This window comes from Bacteroidota bacterium (assembly GCA_020161395.1).
Taxonomy (GTDB): domain Bacteria; phylum Bacteroidota; class Ignavibacteria; order Ignavibacteriales; family Ignavibacteriaceae; genus UTCHB3.
Map to the genome: position 1 here is coordinate 214,780 of JAIUOE010000002.1, position 24,527 is coordinate 239,306.

Below are 24,527 nucleotides of genomic sequence, written 5' to 3' on the forward strand. Positions count from 1 at the left end.
ACTCAATTTCTATTTCTTTTCCTGCTTTGGTCCGCCACCGCCATTGTCGACTTTTACGAGCATATCGTTTTTCAGTTCGCGGGAGATAGCCCTGTAAGGTCCGCTTACGACTTCCTGTCCCTGTTTCAGACCGGACTTAATCTCGATGTAATTATCGTCGCTGATACCACTTTTTACCGGTACTTCCTTGACTTTGCCACCGTCGATCACGAACACTATCTCATCAGGTTTGTCTTTTTTAGCAGGGTTTTTCTTCTTTACGGCAGCATTTTGCTCATCCGGATTGTCTGCCGGTTTCATGTCCTCTATTTTGGCAGTTACAGACTGTATTGGAACTGTAACCACATTCACCATGGTCTCGGTCTCGATGATTGCATTGCACGACATTCCGGGACGAAGCACTGATTCAGCATCCTGAATCTTAATTTTAACTTCGAAATTCACCACCTGTTCCTGTGTGCCCTGACCGGTGGTTTTAGCACTGTTTGATATCTCGGATACAATTCCAAGGAACTGTTTATCACCGTAGGCGTCAACTTTTATTTTAGCCGTATCACCAAGTTTTACATTTACAATATCATTTTCATCAACATCGACGATTGCTTCCATGTTCTTCAGGTCGGAAATCGTCATCACATTGGTACCCTGACTAAATCCGCTTCCCAGCACTCTTTCACCCTTCTCAACATTGAGCTTTGTGACAGTTCCCGTAAGAGGAGAGTTTATCGTGGTTTTTGCAAGTTGCTCGCGTGCCTCACGAACAGCAGCCATGTTTTGAGAAATATTTGCATTTGCGGCGTCAAGACCCGCTTTTGCTGAAAGCCATTGAGCCTTAATCAGATCGAATTCCGCCTGACTTGCCATGCCTTTTTTGAACAGCTCCTCCATCCTGTTGAGATCGAGTTGCAGTCTCATCAGCTCAGCTTCTCTCTGCGCCTTCGATGCCTTGGTGGATTCGAGGCTGGCTTCAGCTCTTTCAAGCTGTGACGCATAGATATCGGATTTTATTTTGAAAAGAAGGTCACCCTGCTTTACATTATCTCCATCCTTTACCGCAAGCTGGGTTATTTCACCTGTAACTTCAGGTGTAATAAGCACTTTAAACTCTGCTTCCACTTTTCCTGTAGCAGTTACGGTCTGGGTAACTGTACGCATTACAGCTTTCTCTGTCTGAACCACAGGAATCTCTTCCTTGGAACCTTTCGCTATGATCAGTCCAATTATTACTGCCAAAAGGACGAAAAGTATACCGAAAACCAATATCTTTTTTGAGCGCTTTTTCTCAGCCATCTCTATCTCCAAAAATAAAATGTCTTATTCAAAATTCTCTGTATTAATCGATCCAAGATCGTACTTTAATTGTTCTTCAAGTTTTAACAGGTCAAAAAGTGAGTTCAAATAGTCAACCTGTACTCTGACGAGGTCGGTATTTGCAAGCTGCAGATTAATTAAAGTGCTTGAACCTACTTTATATCTTGCCTCTTCAAGGTCTCTGTTGGCTTCTGCGGAAATAATGCTTTTGCGTGCAACATCTATCTTCTTTTCAGTAGTCTTGAGTTCAAGATATGACTGCAGCAAATCTCTTTTTATCGCCTTCTGAAGATCTGTCAATTCGATTTGTTTGTTCTTGACCTGAATTTGAGCGAGTTGCTCATTTGCGGTGATTGAGTATCCGCTGAAGATTGGAATGCTCAGATTGAATCCAAAACTGATTGTCCGGTTATCGAGTATGTTCCATGGGGTTGTTCCACCAAGTGAATATGATATTGAATTTGTTATTCTTGGCATATTCGCACTCTGAGCAAGTTCCACACCTGACGCAGCATTTTGAAGATCGACTTCAACCTTTCTAACATCAGATCTCTTTTTCATGGCTTCAGCCACGAGTTCATCCAAAGATCTGTCATACCAGTTATCGCCACTTACGGTGTCCTTTTTCAGTGGGGTGAGCAGCTTTGTTCCATCAACAAACTGGAAATCCTCAGTAACATCAAGTCCGAGATAATAATAAAGCCTCTGCTTGGCATCGTTCAGGCTCTGTTCTGCCTGAAGAAGGTCAAGTTCTGCCTGTCCTACCTTTACTTCCTGTTGCCTGACATCAGTAAGAATGCCTGACCCGACTTTCACTTTTGCCTCGATAATCTTCAGGTTTTCTTTGTTCCAGTCAAGATTTTCCTTTCTCACTTTTACCAGTTCGGTGAAGTTGAGAATATTGTAATATTGAGTAATGGTCTGATAAACTATCTCCTGCTGCAGACGCACAAGATTCAGTTTGGCAGCCTGAATATCTCTGGTTTTCATACCAATTGAGGTGTATTTGGCAAAACCGTCAAAAACTGTATAGCTGGAGCTCACACCCAGCCCCCAGCTTCTTCTTTCATCTTTCAGCGAAAAATCGCCGACCTTAAAGTCGGTTCTCGACCAGTCCCAGGATGCATTACCTGTAACTGTCGGATACAAATCGCTTCTCGATGAAAGCAGATTGCTTTTCGAACTTTCAATCTGGTTTTTTGACTTCAGAACATTTGGATTGTTCCTGAAACCAAGCCGGATCGCTTCGTCGATGGTTAAAATTTTCTTCTCTTGTGCCGCGGCATTGAATAAGAGAATAATAGCAAAAAATGCTGCAAACAATTTATTCATTAGTCACTCCAAAGTGATTTTTGTCTATTTTCTGTAATCACCGTCACAAATTATGTAATCAGCAGTTAACACAGGAAATTAGTTTATAAACGGTTACATTTATTTATGAATGGCGGAACATTTTTGATATCAGGCGGTCTTATTGCCCGGATTCAAAAGATTTGCCGCCTCATCCAGCATATATTTATAAGCTGCATCATATTCGTTGGGAATAATCCCCTCGAGAATTGCCTCCTCGATTGCCTTTTTTACGATTCCCACTTCCCGCCCGGGTTTCAGTTTCAACACTTCCATTATCTCCTCGCCACGAACTGGCGACTGGAATGCACGAAGGGCATCCTTCTCCCTGACCTCGAGTACCCTTTGCATCACCCTGTCGTAATTTGCCAGTATTGTTTTTACTTTATACTCGTTTTTACTTGTAATATCAGCCCGGCAGAGTGTTATCAGGTCGTCAAGATCATCTCCTGCCTCCACAATAAGTCTCCTGATTGCCGAATCGGTCACTGAATCATTTGAAAGAGCTACAGGTCTCAGGTGAAGTCTTACCAGTTTTTTTATATAATTTATCTTCACAAACGGAAATTTCATTCTCTGAAAGATACCCCTCATCATCCGGGCACCCAGTTCTTCATGTCCGTGAAATGTCCATCCCGTTCCTTCAACAAATCTCTTGGTCTGAGGTTTTGCGATATCATGAACGAGTGCTGCGAACCTCAGCCACACATCCCCCGTGGCTTTTGAGATATTGTCCACCACCAGACATGTATGATAAAACACATCTTTGTGGTGATACTCGTTTATCTGATCAACTCCGCCAAGCTTGTCAACCTCGGGAAACACAATCTTCATGACTCCCGATTCGTACATCAATCTCAAGCCGTCTCCCGGTCTCTCGCCACCGAGTATTTTTAAAAATTCATCCGTTACTCTCTCCTGACTTACAATCTCGAGCCTCGATGCCTTTCTTTTCATGGCTTCAAAAACTTCCGGATCAACAGTAAATCCAAACCTTGCTGCGAAACGAATGGCTCGCATAATCCTCAAAGGATCGTCATCGAAAGTTGTGTCAGGCTCAAGGGGTGTTTTCAGAACACCGGCGAAAATGTCCCCAATACCGTTGTAGAGGTCGGAAATCTCACCGAAAGAATCTCTGTTTATTGATACTGCAATGGAATTTATTGTAAAATCCCTTCTGGAAATGTCATCCTCGAAAGTGGAGGGTACTACTTCCGGATTTCGACTTTCTGGCTTGTAACTTTCCTTCCTTGCTCCCACAAATTCCAGATCATAATCTCCATATTTGAAGTTTGCAGTCCCGAAATTACCATAGACTATGATATCCTTTACCCCAAGTTTCCTGCCGAGATCTTCAGCGAATGCAGTCCCGTCTCCCACCACCAGAATATCGATATCCTGTTTTCCTGCTCCAAGAATCAGATCTCTAATATATCCACCAACCACGAATGCCTTCTCGCTCCTCTGTCCGGCAATTTCTGCCGCTGCCTCAATAAAAGGCAGTTTTTGCAGATTTCCAACTACTAAATCTTTAATTTCCAAATCACTCTTGATCAAACGGCTTTCACTTCTCCACTATTTTGCAAACACAGCCTTAAATATACGATATTTTGAAATTTCCTGTTGCGACAACAATTTTTTTTCATCAATTTCCGACAGTACAACTGTAACATTTTCTGGTTTATCCGATCTAACCAAAACAGTACACAGTTTCAACTTTCCGCTGTCTGAAATGTTGCCAAGGCAATCCTTTAGATTGATCCCACCGGGGAAAGGTAACACTCCGTTGTACAAAATATCAACTATTGCCTCGTATATTACACTGTTTTTCTTCTTTATTGAACTGAGAGTTTGCAGTCTCTCTCCGGAACCGAGTGAACTGTAGAGAAACGGGTCCACACCGTTCTCCAACAGCTGTTCCCGAAGCTTAAAAGCGCTCAACATAAAATCAGGGACATCGTGATCATAAAACAATTTTCTGATGTTTCGGACTGCCACGGTGTCTCCCGTGAGATACACAATCGAATACCTGAGCAGTTGAGAATTCAGTCTGTCAGAGTATGACAGGTTGTTTTTTTGATATTCTTCGATCACTGCGAGGGCTTTTGAATTCTCCTTAAGGAGCATCAGACAGTTGATTTTCCCCGCAACTGTTGAGAAACTTCCTGCCGATTCTGAAAGCCGTTGATATATTTCCAAAGCGCCGGTCCAGTCTTTGTTTCTGAAATAATCAGAAGCCTCAGCCATCTGCTCTGCGAAATATCTCGGACAGGTTTTCTGCAGAAGGGGTTTTCTGTCGAAATAAAAATCGAGTGTCCCCTGACTTATATCACTCCGAACCAGAGACATCTTCTTTTTAAATTCACCCGAATACTCCTCCAGCGGTTTCGTGTAAACAGCCTCAAAATCTCCTGTTTCGTAGTACTCTCTGAATTTTTGAATACCTGAGGTCTCAATCAAAAACCTGCTGAACGCTCCGCTGACGAGATAAGCAAGAGTCGGATTTACATTAAAAAAACCAAAACCGGGAAAAACCTGCTCAACCTCCACTCTGTATTTCGAGTTCAGAGCTGCTGCGGCAAATTCATCAATTGCATAACCTCCAACAACACCATCCGCAGTGGTGGCTGCTCCTTCTATCAGACCCGGCTTAAAATTGTGAGCAACCTTAAAAATGCTCCAGCCAAATTCAGCAGTAAAAAGGTGAGCCAGTTCGTGTTTCAAAGATTTCTCCAGATTGGCTCTGGTTGTATATGCCTGCCTCAACCATGGTTTGGCTACATCGGCATTTTCAACTCCGAGATACATCTTTTTGCTTTTTGAGTCCTTGAATATTACCGACTGAAGGTGTTCCGGAGGTTTTATTTTATAGTATTTCACAAGTTCATGGTAATATACTTCGTGGAGATTTGCCACATATTCCAGCTCTGAAGGTGTCAGTTTTTCCTCGGATAAAATCAGGAAGTGAGGTGTAACCACCCCGTCTTTGAAATTTTCGGTGAAATTTTCGCGCAGTGAAATCAAGCCGGCTTCACGGGAAGCGAAATATGAAATCGCCGGAAGCAGGATGATAATTACTACCCCAAAAATCAGCCGTTCCCTGATTTCCTTCGTTCTGAATGCGATTTCCACAATGATAATGACAAGTGAAATAATTGAAATTACACCCCTGTATAGCACCATTTTTTCGGTAACCGGAATGAATTCATCATAAATCACCCCCGGGTAGAAAGTGAAAATGGCATTGTAAAGGTAGAATTGCGGGTACAGGTAGAAGTCAACAATCCAGTTGAAAAGGACGAGCATAAACAGAATAGTGAAAACCGTTTTCCTAAACTTTATTCCGGTAAGGAGAACAACAGCCGATATCGCCCCACCAACAAGAGGAGCTGTCAGACAAAAGACCGTATAATATTTAATCCCGTTCAGGAAACTGCAGTCGCCAAGGAAAAGGTGACCAAAGAAATAAACCACAGGAGGGATCAGAAGATAAATAACCGCTTTAGTAATAAAAGTTTTTAACCCGCCCCCGGGTTTAGATACCTCAAGGGTTGATTTAAAATAAGACAGTCCCGATAAGAATGTTATCAGGACTGCATTTAAAACAGATGCCTCGTAGCTAAAAAACTTCAGTACAGGCAGAAAAAGGAACAGGATATTGACCGCGAGCAGAAATCCGGACGCAATCAGAAAATTTTTGTCTTCCGGGAATTTAATATTCAGTACCCGGAACGCGTTCAATATCAGCCCCCAAATTACGAAGTTTTTCTTCAAGTCGTTGGTAGCCTCTGTCAAGATGGTAAATCCGGAGTACTTCAGTCGTTCCATGCGCTGCAAGACCACCGAGAACAAGACTGGCACTGGCTCGTAAATCAGTCGACATGACCTTTGCACCGCTTAATTTCCGGCTCCCTTTCACAACGGCAGAATTGTCTTTTACCTCAATTTGTGCACCAAGTCTTGCAAGTTCAGGCACATGAGTAAATCTGTCTCTGTAAATTGTGTCGGTGACTGTGGAAACTCCTTTGGCAGTCGCCATGTAGGCAATCCATTGTGCCTGCATATCTGTGGGATAGCCTGGGAAGGGACCTGTAGTGACATTAATCGCTTCGGGTCTCACTCCTTTTGCATCAACAGTTATTGAAGAATCATCGTATGTGAACGAAACACCGCTTTCCTCCATTTTTGCGATCACTGAGTAGATGTGAAGCGGATTCGAAGATTTTACAGTAACTTTTCCACCGGTGATAGCTCCTGCGAGAAGAAGCGTACCTGCTTCAATTCTGTCGGGAATTGTCTCAATATCTGCCGCTTGAAGTGTGTCAACTCCCTGAATGTGGAGAATTGGGGTACCAATTCCACCGATTTTTGCGCCCATCTTCGAGAGGAATTCGGCAAGGTTTGTGATTTCGGGCTCCATGGCAGCATTATTCAGAATGGTCTCCCCTTTTGCCAGCACCGCCGCCATCAAAAGGTTGCCTGTGGCTCCAACTGAAGGGACATCAAAATTGATTCGGTTCCCCTTCAATCTTTTGCTCTTCGCAATTATATAACCATCCACGAGATCGATGTGCGCACCGAGTTTCTTCAATCCTTCAAGATGAAGATTGATCGGACGGGGTCCCCATGCGCATCCGCCGGGAAGTGAAACTTTGGCATATCCGTGTCTCGCGAGCAAGGGTCCCAAAACATAAACAGAAGCACGCATCTTTTTTACATGTTCATACGGTGCCTCGAGAACTGAAACACCGGAAGTGTCAAGTGTTATCAATTCATCTTTAAAGGATGTTTCCACACCAAGATGTCTCACCAATTTCAACATGGTGAAAACATCATTTAATTCCGGAGTATTTGAGAGCAGCATCCTGCCTGAAGCAAGCAAAGCCGCGGGAATCAGGGCAAGAGAGGCATTTTTTGCACCGCCGGCTCTCACTTCGCCTGAAAGAACCCTGCCACCTTTAATTATAAATTTATCCACTAAAAATCCTTAAAAATTCAAATACAAAATCGCACCACCGGAAGCAGCCATGTAAAGCCTCGCTTTTCCGGAGGTTACCGAGTTGAGAAGACTTCCGGCAACAGCCTGCTGATATTTCCAGGTTTCTCCGGCATCTTCACTTCTAAATATATCACCAGTGTTGGATATGATCACTCCGTTTGTTGGTGAGTTGAACCGGACTGCAATAAGAGGTGAAGTGACATTCACATCAATCTTTCTCCAGTCCCTTCCACCGTCAGCGGATCGGAATATCTGACCACCGCCACCGACCAGCATAAACACTCCGTTTCCGATGAACCGGATATCTTTCAGGTATGTGGTTGTTACCGATGGTCCCAGGTTCCAGGTTTTGCCGCCGTCCTCAGTCCTGATCAAGGTTCCGTTGTCACCGACGGCTATTCCGATGCTTCCATCCATGAAATCAGCAGAGTAGAGATCGTTGGTAATGCCGGTCGTTCCTTTGTTCCAGGTAACTCCCTGGTCGTCAGAATAAAGTATCATTCCGCCGGCTCCAAGTAAAACCACTTTCCCGGATGCCATCGTCTCAATCTTCAGGATATCACCGGTGCCGGGAATCGTCATTTTCTTCAACAGCGAATCCTTTGGCACAAAAGCATACAGGGTGCCTTTGGCTCCACCAATCATGAAACCAAGACTTGGGATGTGAGACACAGTGTAGAGTTCGACTCTATCGGGAGACGGAATCGTCCTCCAGTTTGTACCATTATCTGAAGTAAGGATGATCGTGCTGCTGTCTCCCACTGCAACTCCCGTTCCTGACCCGTCAAAAACAGCACTCCGCAGATTGACCGACAATCCCGTATTCATTCTTTCGAACGGATTCGCCCCCTGATACTGGGGGCTGCTCGTGGATGAAAACGAGGTGTCGAGAGAGGTTTGCTTCTTAGCCTTGAGACTGTCACCAAAACCAGAAATCAGTGTATAAAACAGGTAAACCGCCCCGATCAAACCGGCAAATGCCAGAATCGTGAAGATTGTAAATTTTATCGACCGTTTTACTTTTGCAGATTGCTGTTGCTCCATCGGAGAGCGGTCTTTCGAGGGTGCGGGACCCTGTCTGATTACATTCAGGGCATATCCGATTTCCTGAAGAAACTCATCACAACTTGAGAAGCGTTTAGCCTGATCTTTCTCGAGAGCTTTCGCAATTATTTTGTCGATCATCGGCGGTAAACCGGGAATTGTAGCCGAAAGTTTTGGAGCGGGTTTTTTAAGATGCCCCTGCATAATCTCATACTCGGTTCCCGACTCGAACGGCGTCAAACCGGAGAGCATCTCGTAGAAAGTGATACCTATCGAGTAAATATCGCTCTGTCTCGTAGGCTCCTCGGCATTTATTTGCTCCGGACTCATATAGAGAAGTGTGCCGATCTTTGTTCCAGTTTTGGTAATTCCTTTTTCATAAATCGATTTGGAAATCCCAAAATCCATTATTTTGGCTACACCATCGGCATCCATCATCACATTTGAAGGCTTAATATCTCTGTGAATAAAGCCTTTCTGATGAGCATAGCCGACTCCCCTTAAAATCTGTTGCAGAATGTCGAGAGCCTCGCCAAGTTCAAGAGAACCTTTCCTGTCAATTATTTGCTCCAGCGTTTCACCGTCAACACACTCCATCGCAATACCAAGGTAACCCTGTTCATCTATAAAACCGTAAACCGGAATTATATTCGGATGATTAAGTTTAGCCTGATTCCGGGCTTCTCTCTTAAATCTCTCGATAAATTGAGCACTTTGTGCTGTCTGGGCACTCAAAATTTTCAAGGCAACAAATCTCTCAAGTTTCAAGTCAAGAGCTTTGTAAACGGCACCCATGCCGCCCTCTCCCAACTTTGAAATTATCTTATAACTGCCAATTATAGCGCCTACCATAGGAGTACTTCTATTTGTTACTAATTATTATAAATGTGTAATTGTCAGTTGCACCGTTTGCTTCAACAAGATTCGATATTCTCACATCCATCTCAGAAAGATCCTCCATCGATAAAATGTCGATAATATCATTTTTGGAAATCATGCCGCTGACTCCGTCTGTGCAAAGGAGAAATTTGAGTTCGTCGGATGAGTCAAGGTCCATCTTACAGGTCTCAATTTCGATTTCATCCTTCTCACCCACAGCGCGGGTGATAATATTTTTAAAAGGATGTTTTTCAGCGGTCTGTGATGTAATGATACCTTTATCAACCATATTCTGCACCAGCGAATGGTCTTTTGTCAGTTGCTGCAATTCTCCGTTAAAGAAGAAATATATCCTCGAATCGCCTGCGTGTGCCCAATATGCACCGTTTTTGTCGAGATAAAGAACAACGACAGTAGTCGCCATTCCTTTTAGTTCAACATCAAGGGAGGCTGCCTCCGTAATCCTGTAGTTTGCATGCCTTATCCCTGCACTCAAACGATCCAATGGATGCATCCCGGTTGTATCTTTGAATGCTTCAATTATTGAATCAACTGCGATCCGCGATGCCGTCTCGCCACCATTATTTCCACCCACTCCATCACAAACGACGGCAAGAAATCCGTCTTCTGTTTGAAGTGTATCGGCGTGGTCCTGGTTGGTCTCGCGAACAAGTCCACACTTTGACTCACAAATGTAATTTATATTCATAAAGGAAACTTCCGGGTACCTGTATTCAATTTCTAAAAATTGCTAAACTGTAAAATTCCACAAACAAATTAATTAAAATTCAGGGTATTAATCAAATTTGAAGTACTAATATCTTGCCATTATCACATCCGATGAAAAGTAATCCATCAGAATGGAGAATTTCTGTCCTGATTCTCCCCCCGGTCTGTATCTCCTGCAGCGGTTTCATCTTTTCTTTATCGAGAAGTATTATCCTGCCATCTGCTGCAGCGATGATAATTCTTGATTTAGTTGCAAATGCTTTCAGGTCAATCATCCCCCCCGAATCGAATGATCCCCTGATTTCTCCTGTCTTCAGGCTTATCCTGTAAATTCCCCCGGCAAGGTCACCTACTATAACCTCTCCCCCTGAAATCAGGGGAACAGCCTCAATCTTCGCTGTTTTCACACTCCAAAACTCATAACCTTCCCTGCCGGCAAGTTTAATACCACCGCTCTCAAATCCGACAATGTAATTGTCACCCACGGGATAAAATGAAGTCACCACATCTTTGGTACCGCAGTCAAAATAATTAATCTCCTTCGAAGTGGTGCTGATTTCGCATATTTCACCTGTTGTGAGGCCGGCAACAATATTTCCGGGAAACTGTAAAACGGCAGTGGAAATATTCCCCTTTATCTCAAGTTGCTTTATTAAAGTTGCGCTGCTGTCAAGAAAGAAAACACCATTGTCAGCTACTACAACCATCAATCCATCAGCATCAAAAAGTGCCCCGTTTCCAATTGCGGGCAATTTTTTGTCAAATTCCTCTTTCCCTTTCAGCAGATCGTATTTGACAAACTGAAAAGCGGGATTTTGTTTTTTCTTGTACAAATAATACATCTGATTCCCGCGAAAAACAGGTGCCGAAACAATTGTTGTATTTCTTGTCGAGGCGTAACCATTCTCTTCGAAGGTATCTTGTTCGAATGCATAGATTCGCCCGCTGAATTCGGCTGCAAACAGATAACCCTTGTGAAAGTCTAACGAATTCCGGAAAAAATTGCCGTTCGTTTCGAGAATTGTAATCACTCTTAAAGAATCGGGCTCGACGATTGTTCCGGAATTCTCTTCCGGCGAAGTGATTTCCCTCTTCAAAGTAATGGAAGAGTAGCACCCCGTAGTAAGGAATAAAGAACTTACAGCGAAAAAGAGTGACAGTAACTTTTTCAAAAATCCCACCCAAAGAAAAACTGATAAAAAAGACCATCCTGGAAACGGCTGAAATTATTTTCAATCTTCTTGCCGATGTCGTACCGGAACAGAATCAGGTTGAACAGATTGAAACGAAATCCGACGCCTACACTTCCGAGAGTTTCGGTGTAGGTCTTGTCCCAGAGGGAACCCGCATCAAAAAAAAGTGCTCCTCGAATTCCGGAGAAACTCAATCCGACGAACGGGAGTTGCAGGGCAATTCTGTCGATCAAAGGGAATCTGAGTTCGACCGATGTCATCCAAAACTTCTGTCCCCGCAAACCGAATCTCGGATATCCCCGCAAATCCCAACTCCCTCCGGCTATGTACCTGCGTGTGGTTGTCCCTTCGTTCCAGTAAACAGATGCCCGAAAAGCTAGACTTGTGGTGTATAACAGTCGCTGGTAATGCCTGTAATCCACTATCAGACTGTAAAAATTCTCATTTTTATATCTGATATCGTGGGTCATTCCGAGTTGAAATCTGAATCTCATTCCATCGAGCGGACCGGAGGGTCCCCACAATGCATTGTCGAATACATAAGCAACACTGTTGCTAAGGAGAAGTGATTTTGTGTCATTCCCAAAACCGATGATATCCTTGTTTACATTTGCGAGTGATATTGAGGTCTCCAACCGGTCGAAAGAGGAAAGTGGATATTGCAACACAAAGTAAGACCCGAAACTCTTTTCATAATAGTACTCGTCGCTCTCACGAAGGTCATAACGCCTCCCGCGATAATTAAATATCCCGTAACCCCAGTTCGTCCTGTTTTTGGAATTTAACCTGAAGATATCCACATTAAAATTTTCAAGGAAATCGGATTGTGTCTCGGCAGTATTGAAAAGAAGCATGAAGAAACGGTCGTCACCCAAAAGATCACTCAATGAGAAAAGCGCTCCACCCCTTGTACCAAAAACCGGATCAGTCGAAATCTGACTTTGAGCGTAATCGAGAGTGTAATCCTCGGAATAATTTACAACTCCTTTTTTCGATTCTGCCGGAAGGATATCAAAATTACCTAAATTTGCCACATTACGGGAGCTCAAGGAGACTGACGGCAGTTTGAGAGTATCTTTTGTGTCAAGACTGAATTTGTAGATATCAAAACTCAATCTTTCGATTGATGTAAAGAAAATTGAATTCCCGTGGATTGAAAAAGGAGATTCGAGTCCCGTGTACAAGGAAGTGACAGGTTTCAGCGAATCGGTAAACCTGCCCGATATGATATTCAGCGAGTAGAGATTGTAAACTCCGTCAGCATCGTTTGCGGTAAACAGTTTTGCTTTGTCCGAAGTGAGTTTCGGATACGCAAAGTTTGAATTTGACGATGTGAGGCGGGTCAGGTTTTCGCCCGTGTTTTTAATACTGAAAATGTTGGAGAAAACCCTCCCCCCGTCATTTGTTCTGTCGGATACAAATATTATTTCGTCCTCAGCAACCCCTTCTGTTGGATAACGATCATTAAAATGGTCAGCGGTAAGCCGCACCAGATTTCCGTTCGAAGGCAGCCGGTAAATGTCGGTGAAGCCTTTTTTGTCGATACCCCTGAAAAGCAAATCCCCCGAGGTTGTAAAAGTAGGATCGGATATGGAGATGATGGAATCCAGACGGAGTGTCCTGATTTTCTCATTTCCTTTCAGATCAATAAAGTGTATCACATCACTTTCTTTTGATCTTGTAATGAAGGCTGCTGTACCATTTACTGAAACCGCAAGTGACGGCTCGAACAGATGAACAGATTCGAAATCTGCACCTCTTTCGGCAGTCAACAGCCTCTCTCTTTTGATCTCTTTGGAAAAGGAAGAATCCATCTCAGAGATGTATAACGATGAATAGCCGTCTTTGTTCGCGCTATAAACCAGATTATACTTTTGCCTTACTGTATCGATCCAGACAATGGGATCAAAATTGTATCCACCGGAAATTATTTTTTTGGTTACCAGAGAGTTTGAAGAATGGGTATTTACCAGCGGGAAATATTTCTTCCTTTCGGCTTCTGTCCATTCGGCATCAATCTCATCAATCGACTTCCCCAGCGTGATCGACATTACCTCGTCAAAATCTTCGGAGAGATGGAGGTTTTCGAGCATCCTTATGATGTACCATTTGCCATACTTCTCATTTATAAATTCCATGAATGCCTGACCAAACTTGTACATTATAAATGAGCCGTAAACTGCATCAATATTCTTCAGACCTGTGAAGTAGTTGTTTAGGAGTGCGTCCCGCATTGTCATGTTTGCCTGGGCATCAGGTCTGGTGGAGTAAAACTCTGCAAGCCCCTCGACGAACCAGAGCGGAGGCAGGTTCGCCGATGTCCATTTCCGGTCTTTATATAACCTTGTGACTTTCGATGTCATGAATACATGAGTGAGTTCATGATTTATAACATGACGAAACTGTTCCATCGATCCAAGGAACGGAATTACCACCCTTCCTTTCAGAAATTCAAAAAATCCACCCACTCCTTCAGGAATAAACCCAGGCGAAACATTGGTTTGTTGAAACTGAATATGTGTATTGTAAAAAATTAAAGGGATGGGATGAGTAATCGTATGCGAAAATTCAACTTTAAGCCGGGACCATGCATCTTCAGCGATCCTGGCACCAATCTCTGCAACAGGCGCCATTTCGGCATTGTAATAAATATCGAAATGCTCTGTCTTCATTATTCGCCAATCGAAATTTTCGTACTGAACCTTGTTGCGTCCAAAGAAATAGGATTGAGCGGGAATTATCGGAGCTAAAACCCAGAGAAGGAAAAAAACGGAGATGATAACTTTTTTGCTCAGGGAATCTCTCGAGTTCATTATCAAAAAAATGGAGAGTCAATCCATCCGCCTGAATAATCAGTCAGTGAACTGTATTTAAATTAAATGCCGCGTCCTTTGAATATTAAACTCATCAAAGAATACCTGGATTTTTTCAAGAACATCCTCTTCACAAGGACATTTGATACATTCTTCAGCCAGTTCCTTTGCTCTTGCATAGTTGAATGACCGGATTGTTCTCTTGATTGAAGGTGCTGCTGCCGGAGATACCGAGAGTGATTTGATGCCGAGCCCGACAAGAAGTGGCACTGCGAGTGTGTCCGCCGCCATTTCACCACAGATACTGATACTGATATTAAACTCCTTGCAGTCTTCCATTATGTAACCGAGAGTTCTTATGACCGCAGGATGGAACTCCTGATACAGATCAACGACCAGATCATTCCCTCTGTCCACTGCCATCATGTATTGAATAAGATCATTAGTGCCTATGCTGAAAAAGTCGCTCTCAGGCGCAAGTTGTGAGGCAAGAACGGCCGCCGAAGGTACCTCAATCATGATACCGAGCTGAAATGCATCTGAATATCTTTTACCAGCTGCTGTCAGTTCGATCTTGCATTCCTCAATCAACTTTTTGGTCTCTCTTATTTCCTTAATGGTGGAGACCATGGGAAGCATAAACCGGATATTTTTGTTTATTGCTGATCGCAAAATTGCTTTTATCTGCTGTTTGAACAGATCTTTATTATCAAGGAGAAATCGAATGCCTCTAAGTCCCAGGAACGGATTCCTTTCAGAAGGATGGAAAAGTCTGGTCTTGTCCCCGCCCAGGTCGAATGCCCTGATGGTCACCGGTTCGGGATAAATCCTTGCGGAGAGATCCGTATAAATGCGGGTCTGGGTTTCTTCATCAGGAAATTCACCAAGCTCTTCTATCAGTTGTTCTGTACGGTAGAGACCAATACCCTTAGTACCACTCGAAGCCAGCTTCTCTATTTCACCCGACACATCAACATTCGCCTGAAGTTCTATCTCGACTCCATCCAAAGTGACGGAAGGGAGATCGACAAGTTCCTTCATCCCCTCATTAACAGCATTCAAATGGTCGATTTTTGACCGGAAGAAATCTATCTGCTCCTGAGTTGGGTTAATAAAGACATAGCCGTAAAAACCGTCAACAATAAGATCAGTATCTCCCTCGACTATCTCCAACACTTTCGGGACACCGAGTACTGCAGGAATGCTTAAAGATCTGGCGATGATTGCTGCGTGGGATGTCAATCCTCCGTGCTCAGTAATATAGCCTTTCACATCATTTCTCGAAAAGAGAATCGTATCAGCCGGGGTGAGTGATTCGCTGACCACTATCGTTCCGGGTACTATCTGCGACGACCATCTCTCCTTTTTCAGATTCCGGATTATTCTGTCTCTGATATCCTCGATATCATTTGCCCGCTCCTTCATGTAAACATCCTCTGTGTCATACATGATGGCAGTCAGTTTGTTAAACTCTTCTTTTACAATACTCTCAGGCTCCCTTTTTTCTGCCACTATTCGATCCTGAATAACTCCAACAAGATCGGGGTCTTCCAGAATCAGTAACTGAGCCTCAAATATTGCAGCCCTTTGCTCCCCCATCTTTTCTTTTGCCACATTGAAAATTTTGTCGAGCTCTTTTCTCGATCTCTCGAGTGCCTCATTGAAAGCGGCAACAGCTTCATCAATATCCTCAATCTGACCATCCTTGATTACAATCGCCTCTTTTGAGTAGACATACGATTTGCCGATATAGAGCCCGGGTGCAGCCGGAATTCCCTTCAACCAGTTGAACGAGCTGCTCAGCAGCAAATCATATCCTTTCATAGCTCTTCGAATCCTCTCTCGAAAAATGTACAGACTTCTTCCGACATGTTGGTTTCATCCACACCCTCAAAATCAAGATCAAGTTCACTCCCCTGAGCTGCTGCCAGAGTCATTACACCAATGATGCTCTTCCCGTTAATTTTATATCCGTCTTTCGAGATATAAAACTGCGATTTGTATTTTGATGCAATCTTAACAATCATTGCTGCCGGTCTTGTGTGCAAACCGGCTCTGTTAACAATTTTCACTCTTTTTTTTATCATCAGAACAGCCTATTTCGTTCTATTTAGCAATGAATTTGCAAGTGATGTAAACAATTCGATATACTCCTGATTCTTTAAAACCGACAGTTGCCCGAGTGCTTCAAAAGTGAGTTTCTCGACTTCGTTCCGTGCATCATCAAGTACTCCAAGTCTTTCAAAAAGATCGCGATAAAATCCGATTTCATCAGGCTTGGCACCTTTGTTTATTGCTATCTTTTCGAGGGCCATACGATCTTCACCACTGCTTTTCTCGAGCGCTTTCAAAAATAGAAATGTCTTTTTCCCTTCCAGAAGATCGCCACCAACAGGTTTTCCAAGGGCAGATGTGTCGGCTGTAATATCGAGAAGATCATCCTGAATCTGGAATGCGAGTCCAACAAGAAAGCCGTAGTTTGCAAGTGCATCCACTTCAGCATCAGTGCCCCCGCCAAGTATTGCCCCCACAGCACAACACATTCTGGAGAGTGCAGCAGTTTTTTTGCCAATCATCTCAAGGTACTCTTCGAGCGATACAAACTCCCGGACCTCGAAATCCTTGTCGAGACTTTGTCCTTCACAAACCTCTATAAGCCCCCTCGTAAAATGCTCTACCGCTTTCGCATTCCCCTTGAGGTCTTTCTGAAGATATTCGTATGCGGCTGCAAGAAGTACATCTCCTGTCAGAATTGCAGTGCTGAGGTCATACTTGATGTGAAGTGTTGGCATCCCTCTTCTTTTATCGGAGTTATCCATGATATCATCGTGGACCAGAGTGAAATTGTGCAACATCTCAACAGCAAGTGAAGCGTGTAACACTTCATCGAACGAACCGCCGACCGCCCGCGCCGAAAACACCACGAGAACGGGACGAATCCTTTTCCCGGGGCTGTCCATAATATAATCTGCCGGAGCATAGAGAGACAATGGTTCCCTGTTTTTCATCACCAGAGAAAGTTCTTTGTCAATTCTCTCTTTAACTTCTCCATAAAGTTTCTTAAAATCATCCATTTATCAGATCAATTCCTGTTTCTTCTTAATTTTTGACATTCGTAATTCTTCCAGTGTCGGAGAACCTGTAAGGAACATTACCTTTGTAACTGTGTCAAACCAGTCCCTGACCAGATTTACCACACCATACTCTCCGTTCTCCAATAATTCCTTCAGGATTCTTCTCGCCGATGCGGTAAAATCGGCACCGAGAGCAAGAGCTTTTGCCACTTCCATACCGGAGTTAATGCCTCCCGAAGCCGCCAATTTAAAATTATACTGCCATCTTAGTTCGTTAATAACTCTTACACAATAGCTGGTCGGCAACCCCCAGTCCCAAAAATCATGACTGTTGTCGCCGCCGTTTCTCAAAATCTCAACCCCGCTCCATGATGTACCTCCGGCACCCGCAACATCAACCATGTCCACCCCTACCCAAAACAAATCGTCGGCAGCCCGGTCGTCAATCCCCGAACCAACTTCCTTTACAATCAGAGGAATTTCCATCTCTTTTTTGATTGCGGAAAGCGCCGTCAAAAGTCCTTTAAAGTTCGTCTCACCTCCCCTTTGGAACAACTCCTGAGCAGGATTCAGATGCACAGTAAGTGCGTTGATATGAGATATTTTTACAAGTCTCTGAAGTTTTTTGATCATTCCGGGTTCAACAATCTGTGCAGCCCCAATATTTCCAAGCAACGGAATCTCACCTGCAGCTTCCCTTATCCTGTCAAAATGCTCATTGAAGTTGTTGCTCTCAAGTGCATATCTTTGACTGCCAAGCCCGAGAGGAATGTTTAATTTCCCGGCAGCTTTGGCAAGTTTTAAATTTATGTTAACGGTTTCGTCTGTCCCGCCGGTCATGCAGGAGATGTAGAATGGATAATTGGTCTGATATCCAAAGAAGTCACTGTTCAATCGAATCTCATCTGGATCGACCTCGGTAAGAGCATTATGAAGGAAACCGTAATGCTCGAAACCCGCAGTTACATTTCTAAATGTCACTGCATCAGAAGCACACAGTTCAAGATGCTCTTTTTTTCTCTTTAACAGTTCGTTATTGTCAGACATACAATATTAAATTTCATTTGCCAAAATATTAAAATAATCATTTTTCCTTAAAAAATTTAAGGTTTTCTCAGTCGTGGAACCAAAATGATGCACAAAAAGTAAAAAAGACAGAGGGATTGGTAACCGTCATCAACCGGGTACCGGTTCTTCTGTCTAAATAACCTTTTTCAGGTTAGACTCAGGCGTCTTCTAAGGCTGTCTCCCGCAACAGACAGCCTTTTTTTGTGCTGAAAAATTAGACTTAATCCCTTATCTTTGTAGTATAATTAACGATTTAGTCTGATGTTCAAAAAAATTACTCCAAAAGAATCTGAAAATTTTATTTTTTGTACCGAGTGCGGAAGTTCCCTTTCCGACTTTTATCTTTCAAAAGATGTAAAAGACACAATAAAATTGGAAGAACATTACAAAAACTGTAAACAAACCGGAAAGTTTAAGGGCGAGATGTGTGCAAAACTCTTCATTGCCCTCGATTTCGATCTCGATTCCAACGACGACCTTCCTGACTTCCGGTAACCCCGTCTCAAAAAAAAACTGCCTCCCATCTCTGAAAGGCAGTCAAAACTTCTACACACATAAAATCATAACTAATAACTAATAAGTCATAACTACTTCGTTTTATAATTCTCCATAATGTATTTCGCAACAGCCTTCACTTCCTTTGGCTTCAAACCCTGAGCTGGCATTGGCGGGTAAGCAGGATTTACTTTCACAGGATTGCCAATAAACTTGTAAAGCTCATCAAGTTTTCCTTCATATTTGGGGAGAGTTTCCTTGTACGGAGGTCCTACCAGCTTGACATCCCATTTGTGACATGCCTGACATTTCTGTTGGAAAATTGCTTCACCACTGACTTCTGCTGCACCTGTTGCCGCAAGCATCTGCTTCATGGTTGAATCATACTGGGCAGAAAGCGCTATTGAGTTCATTTTTGTGCTCTGTTTGAACGCACTCTGATCACCAAGAATGAGAGCCACTGCAGAGAATACCACGAACAACAATGCCCAGCTTGTTGCATTCATGTTCTTCTTCTTCACAATCTCGTAAATGGAATGGAATAGGCCAAATAGAAGCAAAGCGGCAATCGCAGAATACATCAATGTTGTCTTGCTCAATGATGAGGCAGGAATCTGAACCGTATGAATCAAAATGAGGAGTGGCAATACAAAAGCTGAAAGCATTGCAACTTTCGAGAATTTCTCTCGTGCAAATTCCTTATACTCAGCCGACTCATCCTGTAAACCACCGTCCCAGTAGAAAAATCTGAATAGCAGAACTATCGAAGTGACGGCGAAACCAAATGCAAAAAGATACAACCACTTAATGAAGAAACTTCCTGATGCGAAGATATGAAGCAGATTTTTCGAAGCTTCCCATTCGTTGGAGTAGATACCCAGCGAGATGCCTGCTATCACGAAATATGTTGATGAAATCATCATGAACATACCCCAGGGACCTGCGAAACGGTTCAAATCACTCGCACTCTCGAAATAGGAGTCAACCTCCTTATTCCCTTCCATCGATTTGAACAACCCCTTGAATTCCAGCGAATAACGGTATATGTAAACCAGTATTACCGCAGGAACGCCAAGAAGTGCGCCAAAAAACAGATAGCCGGTTGCGGCTATTTTCAACTGATGAAGTATCTGCGCCCCGATAAATGTCAGAACAAAAGGTGGAAGCATCGCCAGAATAACACCTGCAGTCTTTTTAACTGTTACGGTTCGTATAACTTCCGATGAAAGACGAAGATAAAAAGGATTACCCGTCGATTTTGCCTTCCTCTTAAAAAAGAGAGATAGCGACAGACCGCCCATCAGCATCCCCGTAAACGGGATGTAGAGGAACAGCACCAGCATCATCATATAGTGCAGTAACTGAATGTGCTCCAGCGACTGGGGTAAAACTAATTTGTCGAGAAAATCCATACTAAAATAATCCTTTCGGAATCAATTTATCGATTGAGACAACTAAAACCAGGTACAATACAAAGTAATTTATTCCCATAAATGCCTTCCTGAATGCGGGCCTTCCCGTATCATGTTTCAGAAGTTGAATGGAATAAATTACGAGTGCTCCGGCAGAAAAGACGATCATCAGCAATGCAACCCAACCGCTTACAAGATTGAACAACGGGAAGAGCAGAGCTGAGAGTGCAGTTGCAAATATCCATGCAAAAGTAATCCTTGCAAGTTGTTCCTCACTGAATCTGCTCATAATTGTCGGGAGACCCGAGGAGACATAATCTTTGTTAAGGAACAACAGGAGCAACCAAAAATGGGGTATCTGCCAGATAAAGAAGAAAAACGCCAGAAATACACTCTCGGGAGATGTAAGATCGCCACCTCCGGCAACCCACCCGGCAACAGGTGGAATCGAACCGATAATGGATCCCGGCACAACCGCGAACGGATTCTTCCTCTTCATGGGAGTATAAATTACATTATACCACACAACTGCAAGAAGACCAAGCAACATTTCGACATAACTTGTCATGAACAACAGCAGGAGTGATCCTGAAACAATGAATGCAGATGCGATCAATATTACCTGCAGGCTTGAAAGCGACCCTGCCGGCAGCGGTCTGTTCCGGGTTCTGTTCATTTTTAAGTCTATATCAATCTCCTGAAGATGATTGATGGCAGCAGAACCGCAGGCTGTAAGAAAAATCCCGATTACGGGGTAAATAACACCAAAATCAATCTCTCCTTTGGACAAAAGATATCCAAAACCGGTGGTTATTGACACCAGAACGGTAATTCTTATCTTTACGAGATCGAGCAGTGTTTTCATTTATTTTTTCTTCTCAACTTTTGCCGGAGCCGCTTTTGCGGTATCAACGGGTGCGGCTACAGTATCAGGGGCTCCTGATGTAATCCCGGCAGCCTTTGCCTTCCCTGCAAGCCATGCATCAAAAACATCCTGCTTCACGATATGCACTTTTGTGTACATATTCCAGTGGTTCAGCCCACAGTATTCGGCACAGGCAATATCATACACTCCGGTTTCATCAGACTGAAACCAGACCATGTTGTTCTTGTTGGGAAGTGCATCTTTTTTGAACCGGAAGTGCGGCATGTAAAAACTGTGACTCACATCGGAGGAAGTAACATCCAGTTGAATCGGTTTCCCTGCAGGCACATACAAAGTATCAGTTTTTACACCGTTTACATATTCAAAATTCCACTTCCACATCTGTCCGATAACCTTTATTTTATAGGCATCAGCCGGAGGTGTGGCAAGTGCTTCATATCCGAGGTAACCATACCAGAACATTCCTGCCACGAGGAAAAGCGGGATAATGGTCCATGCAACTTCAAGAGCCATGTTCCCTTCAATATTCACCGCTTTTTTGTTTCTCTTTGCGTTATACTTGTAAACGAAGTATAACATCACAATTGTGATTACAACAAGGAGTACCGCAGAAATGACCACAATAAATGTGAAAGCATGATTTACACTGTCAATGTAATTTGTTTCGTTAAACATTTATAACTATCCTTGCAAAAAACTGTAGTCAGAAAATAAAAGAATTAGTGATATCGCCAGGAAAAAGATGGATGTGTAAACAAAGAGAGTAAACATCCTGTTCTCAACTTCCAGATGCATAAATACTTTCATCACTAAAAATGATTTAACAGCAGCTACTGTGAGCGCCGTTATTATCGTCAGGTTACCAAAATTGATACCTGCAACCGCTACAGTCAATCCGGTAAGTACCAAAAGGGCAAACCATATGATAATATAGTGACCGTAACCGTGTGCGTGATCTTTATGTTCGTGTGAATTATGTTCGCTCATTTAAGACCTCACGATATAAGATAAAATAATGGGAAAAGGAAAATCCAGATCACATCCACCAGATGCCAGTAGAGACCGGCAGACTCGAGGCGAACAAATTGACTCTGATTTATTTTGTCTTTCCAGGTCCACCAGGTCATTACACCGATGAGTACCATTCCGATAATTACATGAAGACCATGAAGTCCCGTCATAACATAATACAAACCAAAAAACAGAATTTCACCACTCTCCTTTTCGAGAAGTTTTTCACTCCCCGGATAAATACCATGTGATATCTTTGCAGACCATTCAAAGTATTTATTGACAAGAAATCCACCCGCCATGGCAAGCGTCATCAGTTGGAAAAAGAGTGATAAATATTTCTGCCCTCTGGAAATTGCTACAATTGCAAGCACAATGGTAAGACTGCTCGTAAGCAGAATTATCGTATTAAGAGCACCAAAAAGGGTATTTAACTCTTTGGCTGCAATATGAAACTGCTCCGTATGGGTAAACTTGTATACGGCATAGACAAGAAACATTCCGCCGAACAAAAGAAGTTCGGTAAACAGGAAAAGCCACATTCCAAGGCGGGAGCCCTCATCATCACGATGAATGTGTTCTACCGTTCCCTGTGCTGAAGTTGTATCGCTCAAACTTTTTCCTCCTCTAATTCAGGTTCAGAAATCTCGTTTCTTTTGTATTCGTATGGACCTCCGTGAACTTCCGGAGTTTTATCAAAATTAAAAACGAATGGTGGAGTTGGAGTATGCCACTCGAGGGTCTCACCACCCCATACATTCTCTTCTGTAACTTTCTTCCCTTTTTTGATGGCGTTGAACAGGTTGATAAACATTATCAAAAGACCTGTTATCAGTACCCAAGATCCAACTGTCGAAAGCATGTGATAAATCTGGAATTCAGGAAGATAATCATAATATCTCCTCGGCATTCCGAGCCATCCCATCACAAACATGGGGAAGTAGAGAAGGTTGAAACCGACAAATAATGTCCAGAATCCGGCTTTTGCTACAACTTTGTTGTACATTCTGCCAAACATCTTGGGCCACCAGTAATGCATGGCTGCAAAAATTCCGAATCCGGTACCGCCAAACATCACATAATGGAAGTGTGCCACAATGAATGAAGTGTCGTGAATATGAAGGTTTACAGAAAGGGCTCCCTGAATCAGTCCTGTGAAACCGCCAATCGAAAAAAGGAATATAAAACCGAGAGCAAACAGAAGTGGCGGTTCGGTTTTTATGGACCCCTTGTAGAGGGTTGAAACCCAGTTGAATACCTTTATTGCCGATGGAATCGAGACAAGGAAAGTAAGAACAGAGAACGCAATCATTGCCACTCCGCTCATTCCGGAAGTAAACATATGGTGTGCCCAAACGAGCGAACCGAGAAATGCGATCGCCACACTCGAAAATGCTATGAATTTATAGCCGAAAATCGTCCTCTGTGCGAAAACAGGGATTATCTCCGAGACCACACCCATTGCAGGTAAAATCATGATGTACACTGCCGGATGAGAATAAATCCAAAACAGGTGCTGATAGAGAACCGGATCTCCACCCAAAGCAGGATCGAAAATTCCAACTCCAAGAGTCCTCTCAAAAACCACCAAAAGAAGTGTTATACCAATAATTGGAGTTGCCAGAACTTGAATCCAGGCAGTGGAATAAAGCGACCAGATAAAAAGAGGCATTCTGAAAAATGTCATTCCCTTGGCTCTTAATCTGTGAACAGTGACTACAAAGTTTATACCCGTAAGAATCGAGGAAAAACCCAAAACAAAAGCAGCCATAAGAGCCGGTATCACATTCGTCGAGGTTCTTACAGAATATGGGATGTAAAAAGTCCAACCGGTATCAGGTGCTCCTCCGGGGAGAAATACAGATGTAACGGCAAGAATTCCACCAATGAGGAACAACCACCATGACATAAGATTAAGCCTCGGAAATGCCACATCCGCTGCTCCCAGCATTATTGGTAAAAAGAAGTTACCGAATACAGCAGGCAGTCCCGGTATAATGAACAGGAAGATCATTATGATACCGTGAAGCGTAAAAAATGAGTTGTAGGTCTGGGGATCCATAATGGTTCTTCCCGGTGCTATCAGTTCGAGCCTCATCAGGAAGCCGAATGTGACACCAACAGCAAAGAACGCCAGCATCGTAACGAGATATAAAATCCCGATCCTCTTGTGATCCACAGAAAGTATCCAACCCAATAAACCGGAATGCTTACCTTTATAATCCAGATAACTTACATTCACATCGTTTGTTGTTGAAGACAT

At 43.2% G+C, this 24,527-nt stretch carries 20 protein-coding genes; 1 reads left to right on the top strand and 19 read right to left on the bottom strand.

Translation table 11 applies throughout. The features are described from left to right. Window positions 1-9 precede the first annotated feature (9 nt). From LCH52_03525 to fni, 13 genes are all read right to left on the bottom strand, one after another. Window positions 10-1,290, bottom strand: a complete 1,281-nt coding sequence (locus LCH52_03525) for an efflux RND transporter periplasmic adaptor subunit (protein ID MCA0387545.1) — start codon at window positions 1,288-1,290, stop codon at window positions 10-12. 24 nt (window positions 1,291-1,314) lie between these two features. Continuing rightward, window positions 1,315-2,643 carry a TolC family protein gene (locus LCH52_03530; GenBank protein ID MCA0387546.1) on the bottom strand — a complete coding sequence of 443 codons (1,329 nt, stop codon included), beginning with the start codon at window positions 2,641-2,643 and terminating at the stop codon, window positions 1,315-1,317. 129 nt (window positions 2,644-2,772) lie between these two features. Then, window positions 2,773-4,203: a CCA tRNA nucleotidyltransferase gene (locus tag LCH52_03535; GenBank protein MCA0387547.1), complete on the bottom strand. Its 1,431-nt coding sequence runs from the start codon at window positions 4,201-4,203 to the stop codon at window positions 2,773-2,775. A gap of 33 nt (window positions 4,204-4,236) precedes the next feature. Beyond that, window positions 4,237-6,489, bottom strand: a complete 2,253-nt coding sequence (locus LCH52_03540) for a hypothetical protein (protein ID MCA0387548.1) — start codon at window positions 6,487-6,489, stop codon at window positions 4,237-4,239. Then, on the bottom strand, window positions 6,374-7,639 hold the full coding sequence (gene murA / locus LCH52_03545) for a UDP-N-acetylglucosamine 1-carboxyvinyltransferase (GenBank protein MCA0387549.1): 1,266 nt from the start codon (window positions 7,637-7,639) through the stop codon (window positions 6,374-6,376). Before murA ends, LCH52_03540 begins: the two co-directional genes overlap by 116 nt. Before the next feature lie 9 nt (window positions 7,640-7,648). Beyond that, the gene (locus LCH52_03550; GenBank protein ID MCA0387550.1) at window positions 7,649-9,556 is read right to left on the bottom strand and encodes a protein kinase; all 1,908 of its coding nucleotides are present in this window, start codon (window positions 9,554-9,556) and stop codon (window positions 7,649-7,651) included. Between the two features lie 10 nt (window positions 9,557-9,566). After that, window positions 9,567-10,292 carry a protein phosphatase 2C domain-containing protein gene (locus LCH52_03555; protein ID MCA0387551.1) on the bottom strand — a complete coding sequence of 242 codons (726 nt, stop codon included), beginning with the start codon at window positions 10,290-10,292 and terminating at the stop codon, window positions 9,567-9,569. Between the two features lie 91 nt (window positions 10,293-10,383). Next, the gene (locus LCH52_03560; protein ID MCA0387552.1) at window positions 10,384-11,484 is read right to left on the bottom strand and encodes a hypothetical protein; all 1,101 of its coding nucleotides are present in this window, start codon (window positions 11,482-11,484) and stop codon (window positions 10,384-10,386) included. Next, complete coding sequence (locus LCH52_03565; GenBank protein ID MCA0387553.1) at window positions 11,481-14,177, bottom strand: BamA/TamA family outer membrane protein; 2,697 nt, start codon at window positions 14,175-14,177, stop codon at window positions 11,481-11,483. The genes LCH52_03560 and LCH52_03565 overlap by 4 nt, the downstream gene beginning before the upstream one ends. Window positions 14,178-14,375: 198 nt before the next feature. Then, window positions 14,376-16,142 (bottom strand): phosphoenolpyruvate--protein phosphotransferase, encoded by a 1,767-nt coding sequence (ptsP, locus tag LCH52_03570; protein ID MCA0387554.1) that lies wholly within the window; start codon window positions 16,140-16,142, stop codon window positions 14,376-14,378. Continuing rightward, window positions 16,139-16,405: an HPr family phosphocarrier protein gene (locus LCH52_03575; protein ID MCA0387555.1), complete on the bottom strand. Its 267-nt coding sequence runs from the start codon at window positions 16,403-16,405 to the stop codon at window positions 16,139-16,141. The genes ptsP and LCH52_03575 overlap by 4 nt, the downstream gene beginning before the upstream one ends. A 9-nt stretch (window positions 16,406-16,414) precedes the next feature. Beyond that, entirely contained in the window at window positions 16,415-17,392 is a 978-nt protein-coding gene (locus LCH52_03580; protein MCA0387556.1) for a polyprenyl synthetase family protein, read from the bottom strand. A gap of 3 nt (window positions 17,393-17,395) precedes the next feature. Further along, on the bottom strand, window positions 17,396-18,439 hold the full coding sequence (gene fni, locus LCH52_03585) for a type 2 isopentenyl-diphosphate Delta-isomerase (protein MCA0387557.1): 1,044 nt from the start codon (window positions 18,437-18,439) through the stop codon (window positions 17,396-17,398). 282 nt (window positions 18,440-18,721) lie between these two features. Here fni and LCH52_03590 point away from each other — a divergent pair, with 282 nt between their 5' ends. After that, window positions 18,722-18,955, top strand: coding sequence for a hypothetical protein (locus LCH52_03590; GenBank protein MCA0387558.1), 234 nt, complete (start codon window positions 18,722-18,724; stop codon window positions 18,953-18,955). 92 nt (window positions 18,956-19,047) lie between these two features. Here the strand turns inward: LCH52_03590 and LCH52_03595 are convergent, their stop codons facing one another. The 6 genes from LCH52_03595 to ctaD are packed head-to-tail and all read right to left on the bottom strand — an operon-like array spanning window position 19,048 to window position 24,527. Beyond that, a complete protein-coding gene (locus LCH52_03595) occupies window positions 19,048-20,367 on the bottom strand; it encodes a c-type cytochrome (GenBank protein ID MCA0387559.1) in 1,320 nt (439 codons plus the stop codon). Window position 20,368: 1 nt separating this feature from the next. Beyond that, window positions 20,369-21,232 carry a protoheme IX farnesyltransferase gene (locus LCH52_03600; GenBank protein MCA0387560.1) on the bottom strand — a complete coding sequence of 288 codons (864 nt, stop codon included), beginning with the start codon at window positions 21,230-21,232 and terminating at the stop codon, window positions 20,369-20,371. Then, on the bottom strand, window positions 21,233-21,928 hold the full coding sequence (coxB, locus tag LCH52_03605; protein ID MCA0387561.1) for a cytochrome c oxidase subunit II: 696 nt from the start codon (window positions 21,926-21,928) through the stop codon (window positions 21,233-21,235). Between the two features lie 6 nt (window positions 21,929-21,934). After that, window positions 21,935-22,240, bottom strand: a complete 306-nt coding sequence (locus LCH52_03610; GenBank protein MCA0387562.1) for a cytochrome C oxidase subunit IV family protein — start codon at window positions 22,238-22,240, stop codon at window positions 21,935-21,937. An 8-nt stretch (window positions 22,241-22,248) separates the two neighbouring features. Beyond that, window positions 22,249-22,878 (bottom strand): cytochrome c oxidase subunit 3, encoded by a 630-nt coding sequence (locus tag LCH52_03615; GenBank protein MCA0387563.1) that lies wholly within the window; start codon window positions 22,876-22,878, stop codon window positions 22,249-22,251. Continuing rightward, window positions 22,875-24,527, bottom strand: coding sequence for a cytochrome c oxidase subunit I (ctaD, locus tag LCH52_03620; GenBank protein MCA0387564.1), 1,653 nt, complete (start codon window positions 24,525-24,527; stop codon window positions 22,875-22,877). Before ctaD ends, LCH52_03615 begins: the two co-directional genes overlap by 4 nt.

Coding starts and splice junctions, on each gene's coding strand:
- LCH52_03525 (MCA0387545.1), bottom strand. CDS start 1,290: ATGGCTGAGAAAAAGCGCTCAAAAAAGATATTGGTTTTCGGTATACTT.
- LCH52_03530 (MCA0387546.1), bottom strand. CDS start 2,643: ATGAATAAATTGTTTGCAGCATTTTTTGCTATTATTCTCTTATTCAAT.
- LCH52_03540 (MCA0387548.1), bottom strand. CDS start 6,489: ATGGAACGACTGAAGTACTCCGGATTTACCATCTTGACAGAGGCTACC.
- LCH52_03550 (MCA0387550.1), bottom strand. CDS start 9,556: ATGGTAGGCGCTATAATTGGCAGTTATAAGATAATTTCAAAGTTGGGA.
- LCH52_03555 (MCA0387551.1), bottom strand. CDS start 10,292: ATGAATATAAATTACATTTGTGAGTCAAAGTGTGGACTTGTTCGCGAG.
- LCH52_03565 (MCA0387553.1), bottom strand. CDS start 14,177: ATGAAGACAGAGCATTTCGATATTTATTACAATGCCGAAATGGCGCCT.
- ptsP (MCA0387554.1), bottom strand. CDS start 16,142: ATGAAAGGATATGATTTGCTGCTGAGCAGCTCGTTCAACTGGTTGAAG.
- LCH52_03575 (MCA0387555.1), bottom strand. CDS start 16,405: ATGATAAAAAAAAGAGTGAAAATTGTTAACAGAGCCGGTTTGCACACA.
- LCH52_03580 (MCA0387556.1), bottom strand. CDS start 17,392: ATGGATGATTTTAAGAAACTTTATGGAGAAGTTAAAGAGAGAATTGAC.
- fni (MCA0387557.1), bottom strand. CDS start 18,439: ATGTCTGACAATAACGAACTGTTAAAGAGAAAAAAAGAGCATCTTGAA.
- LCH52_03590 (MCA0387558.1), top strand. CDS start 18,722: ATGTTCAAAAAAATTACTCCAAAAGAATCTGAAAATTTTATTTTTTGT.
- LCH52_03595 (MCA0387559.1), bottom strand. CDS start 20,367: ATGGATTTTCTCGACAAATTAGTTTTACCCCAGTCGCTGGAGCACATT.
- LCH52_03600 (MCA0387560.1), bottom strand. CDS start 21,232: ATGAAAACACTGCTCGATCTCGTAAAGATAAGAATTACCGTTCTGGTG.
- coxB (MCA0387561.1), bottom strand. CDS start 21,928: ATGTTTAACGAAACAAATTACATTGACAGTGTAAATCATGCTTTCACA.
- LCH52_03610 (MCA0387562.1), bottom strand. CDS start 22,240: ATGAGCGAACATAATTCACACGAACATAAAGATCACGCACACGGTTAC.
- ctaD (MCA0387564.1), bottom strand. CDS start 24,527: ATGTCTTCAACAACAAACGATGTGAATGTAAGTTATCTGGATTATAAA.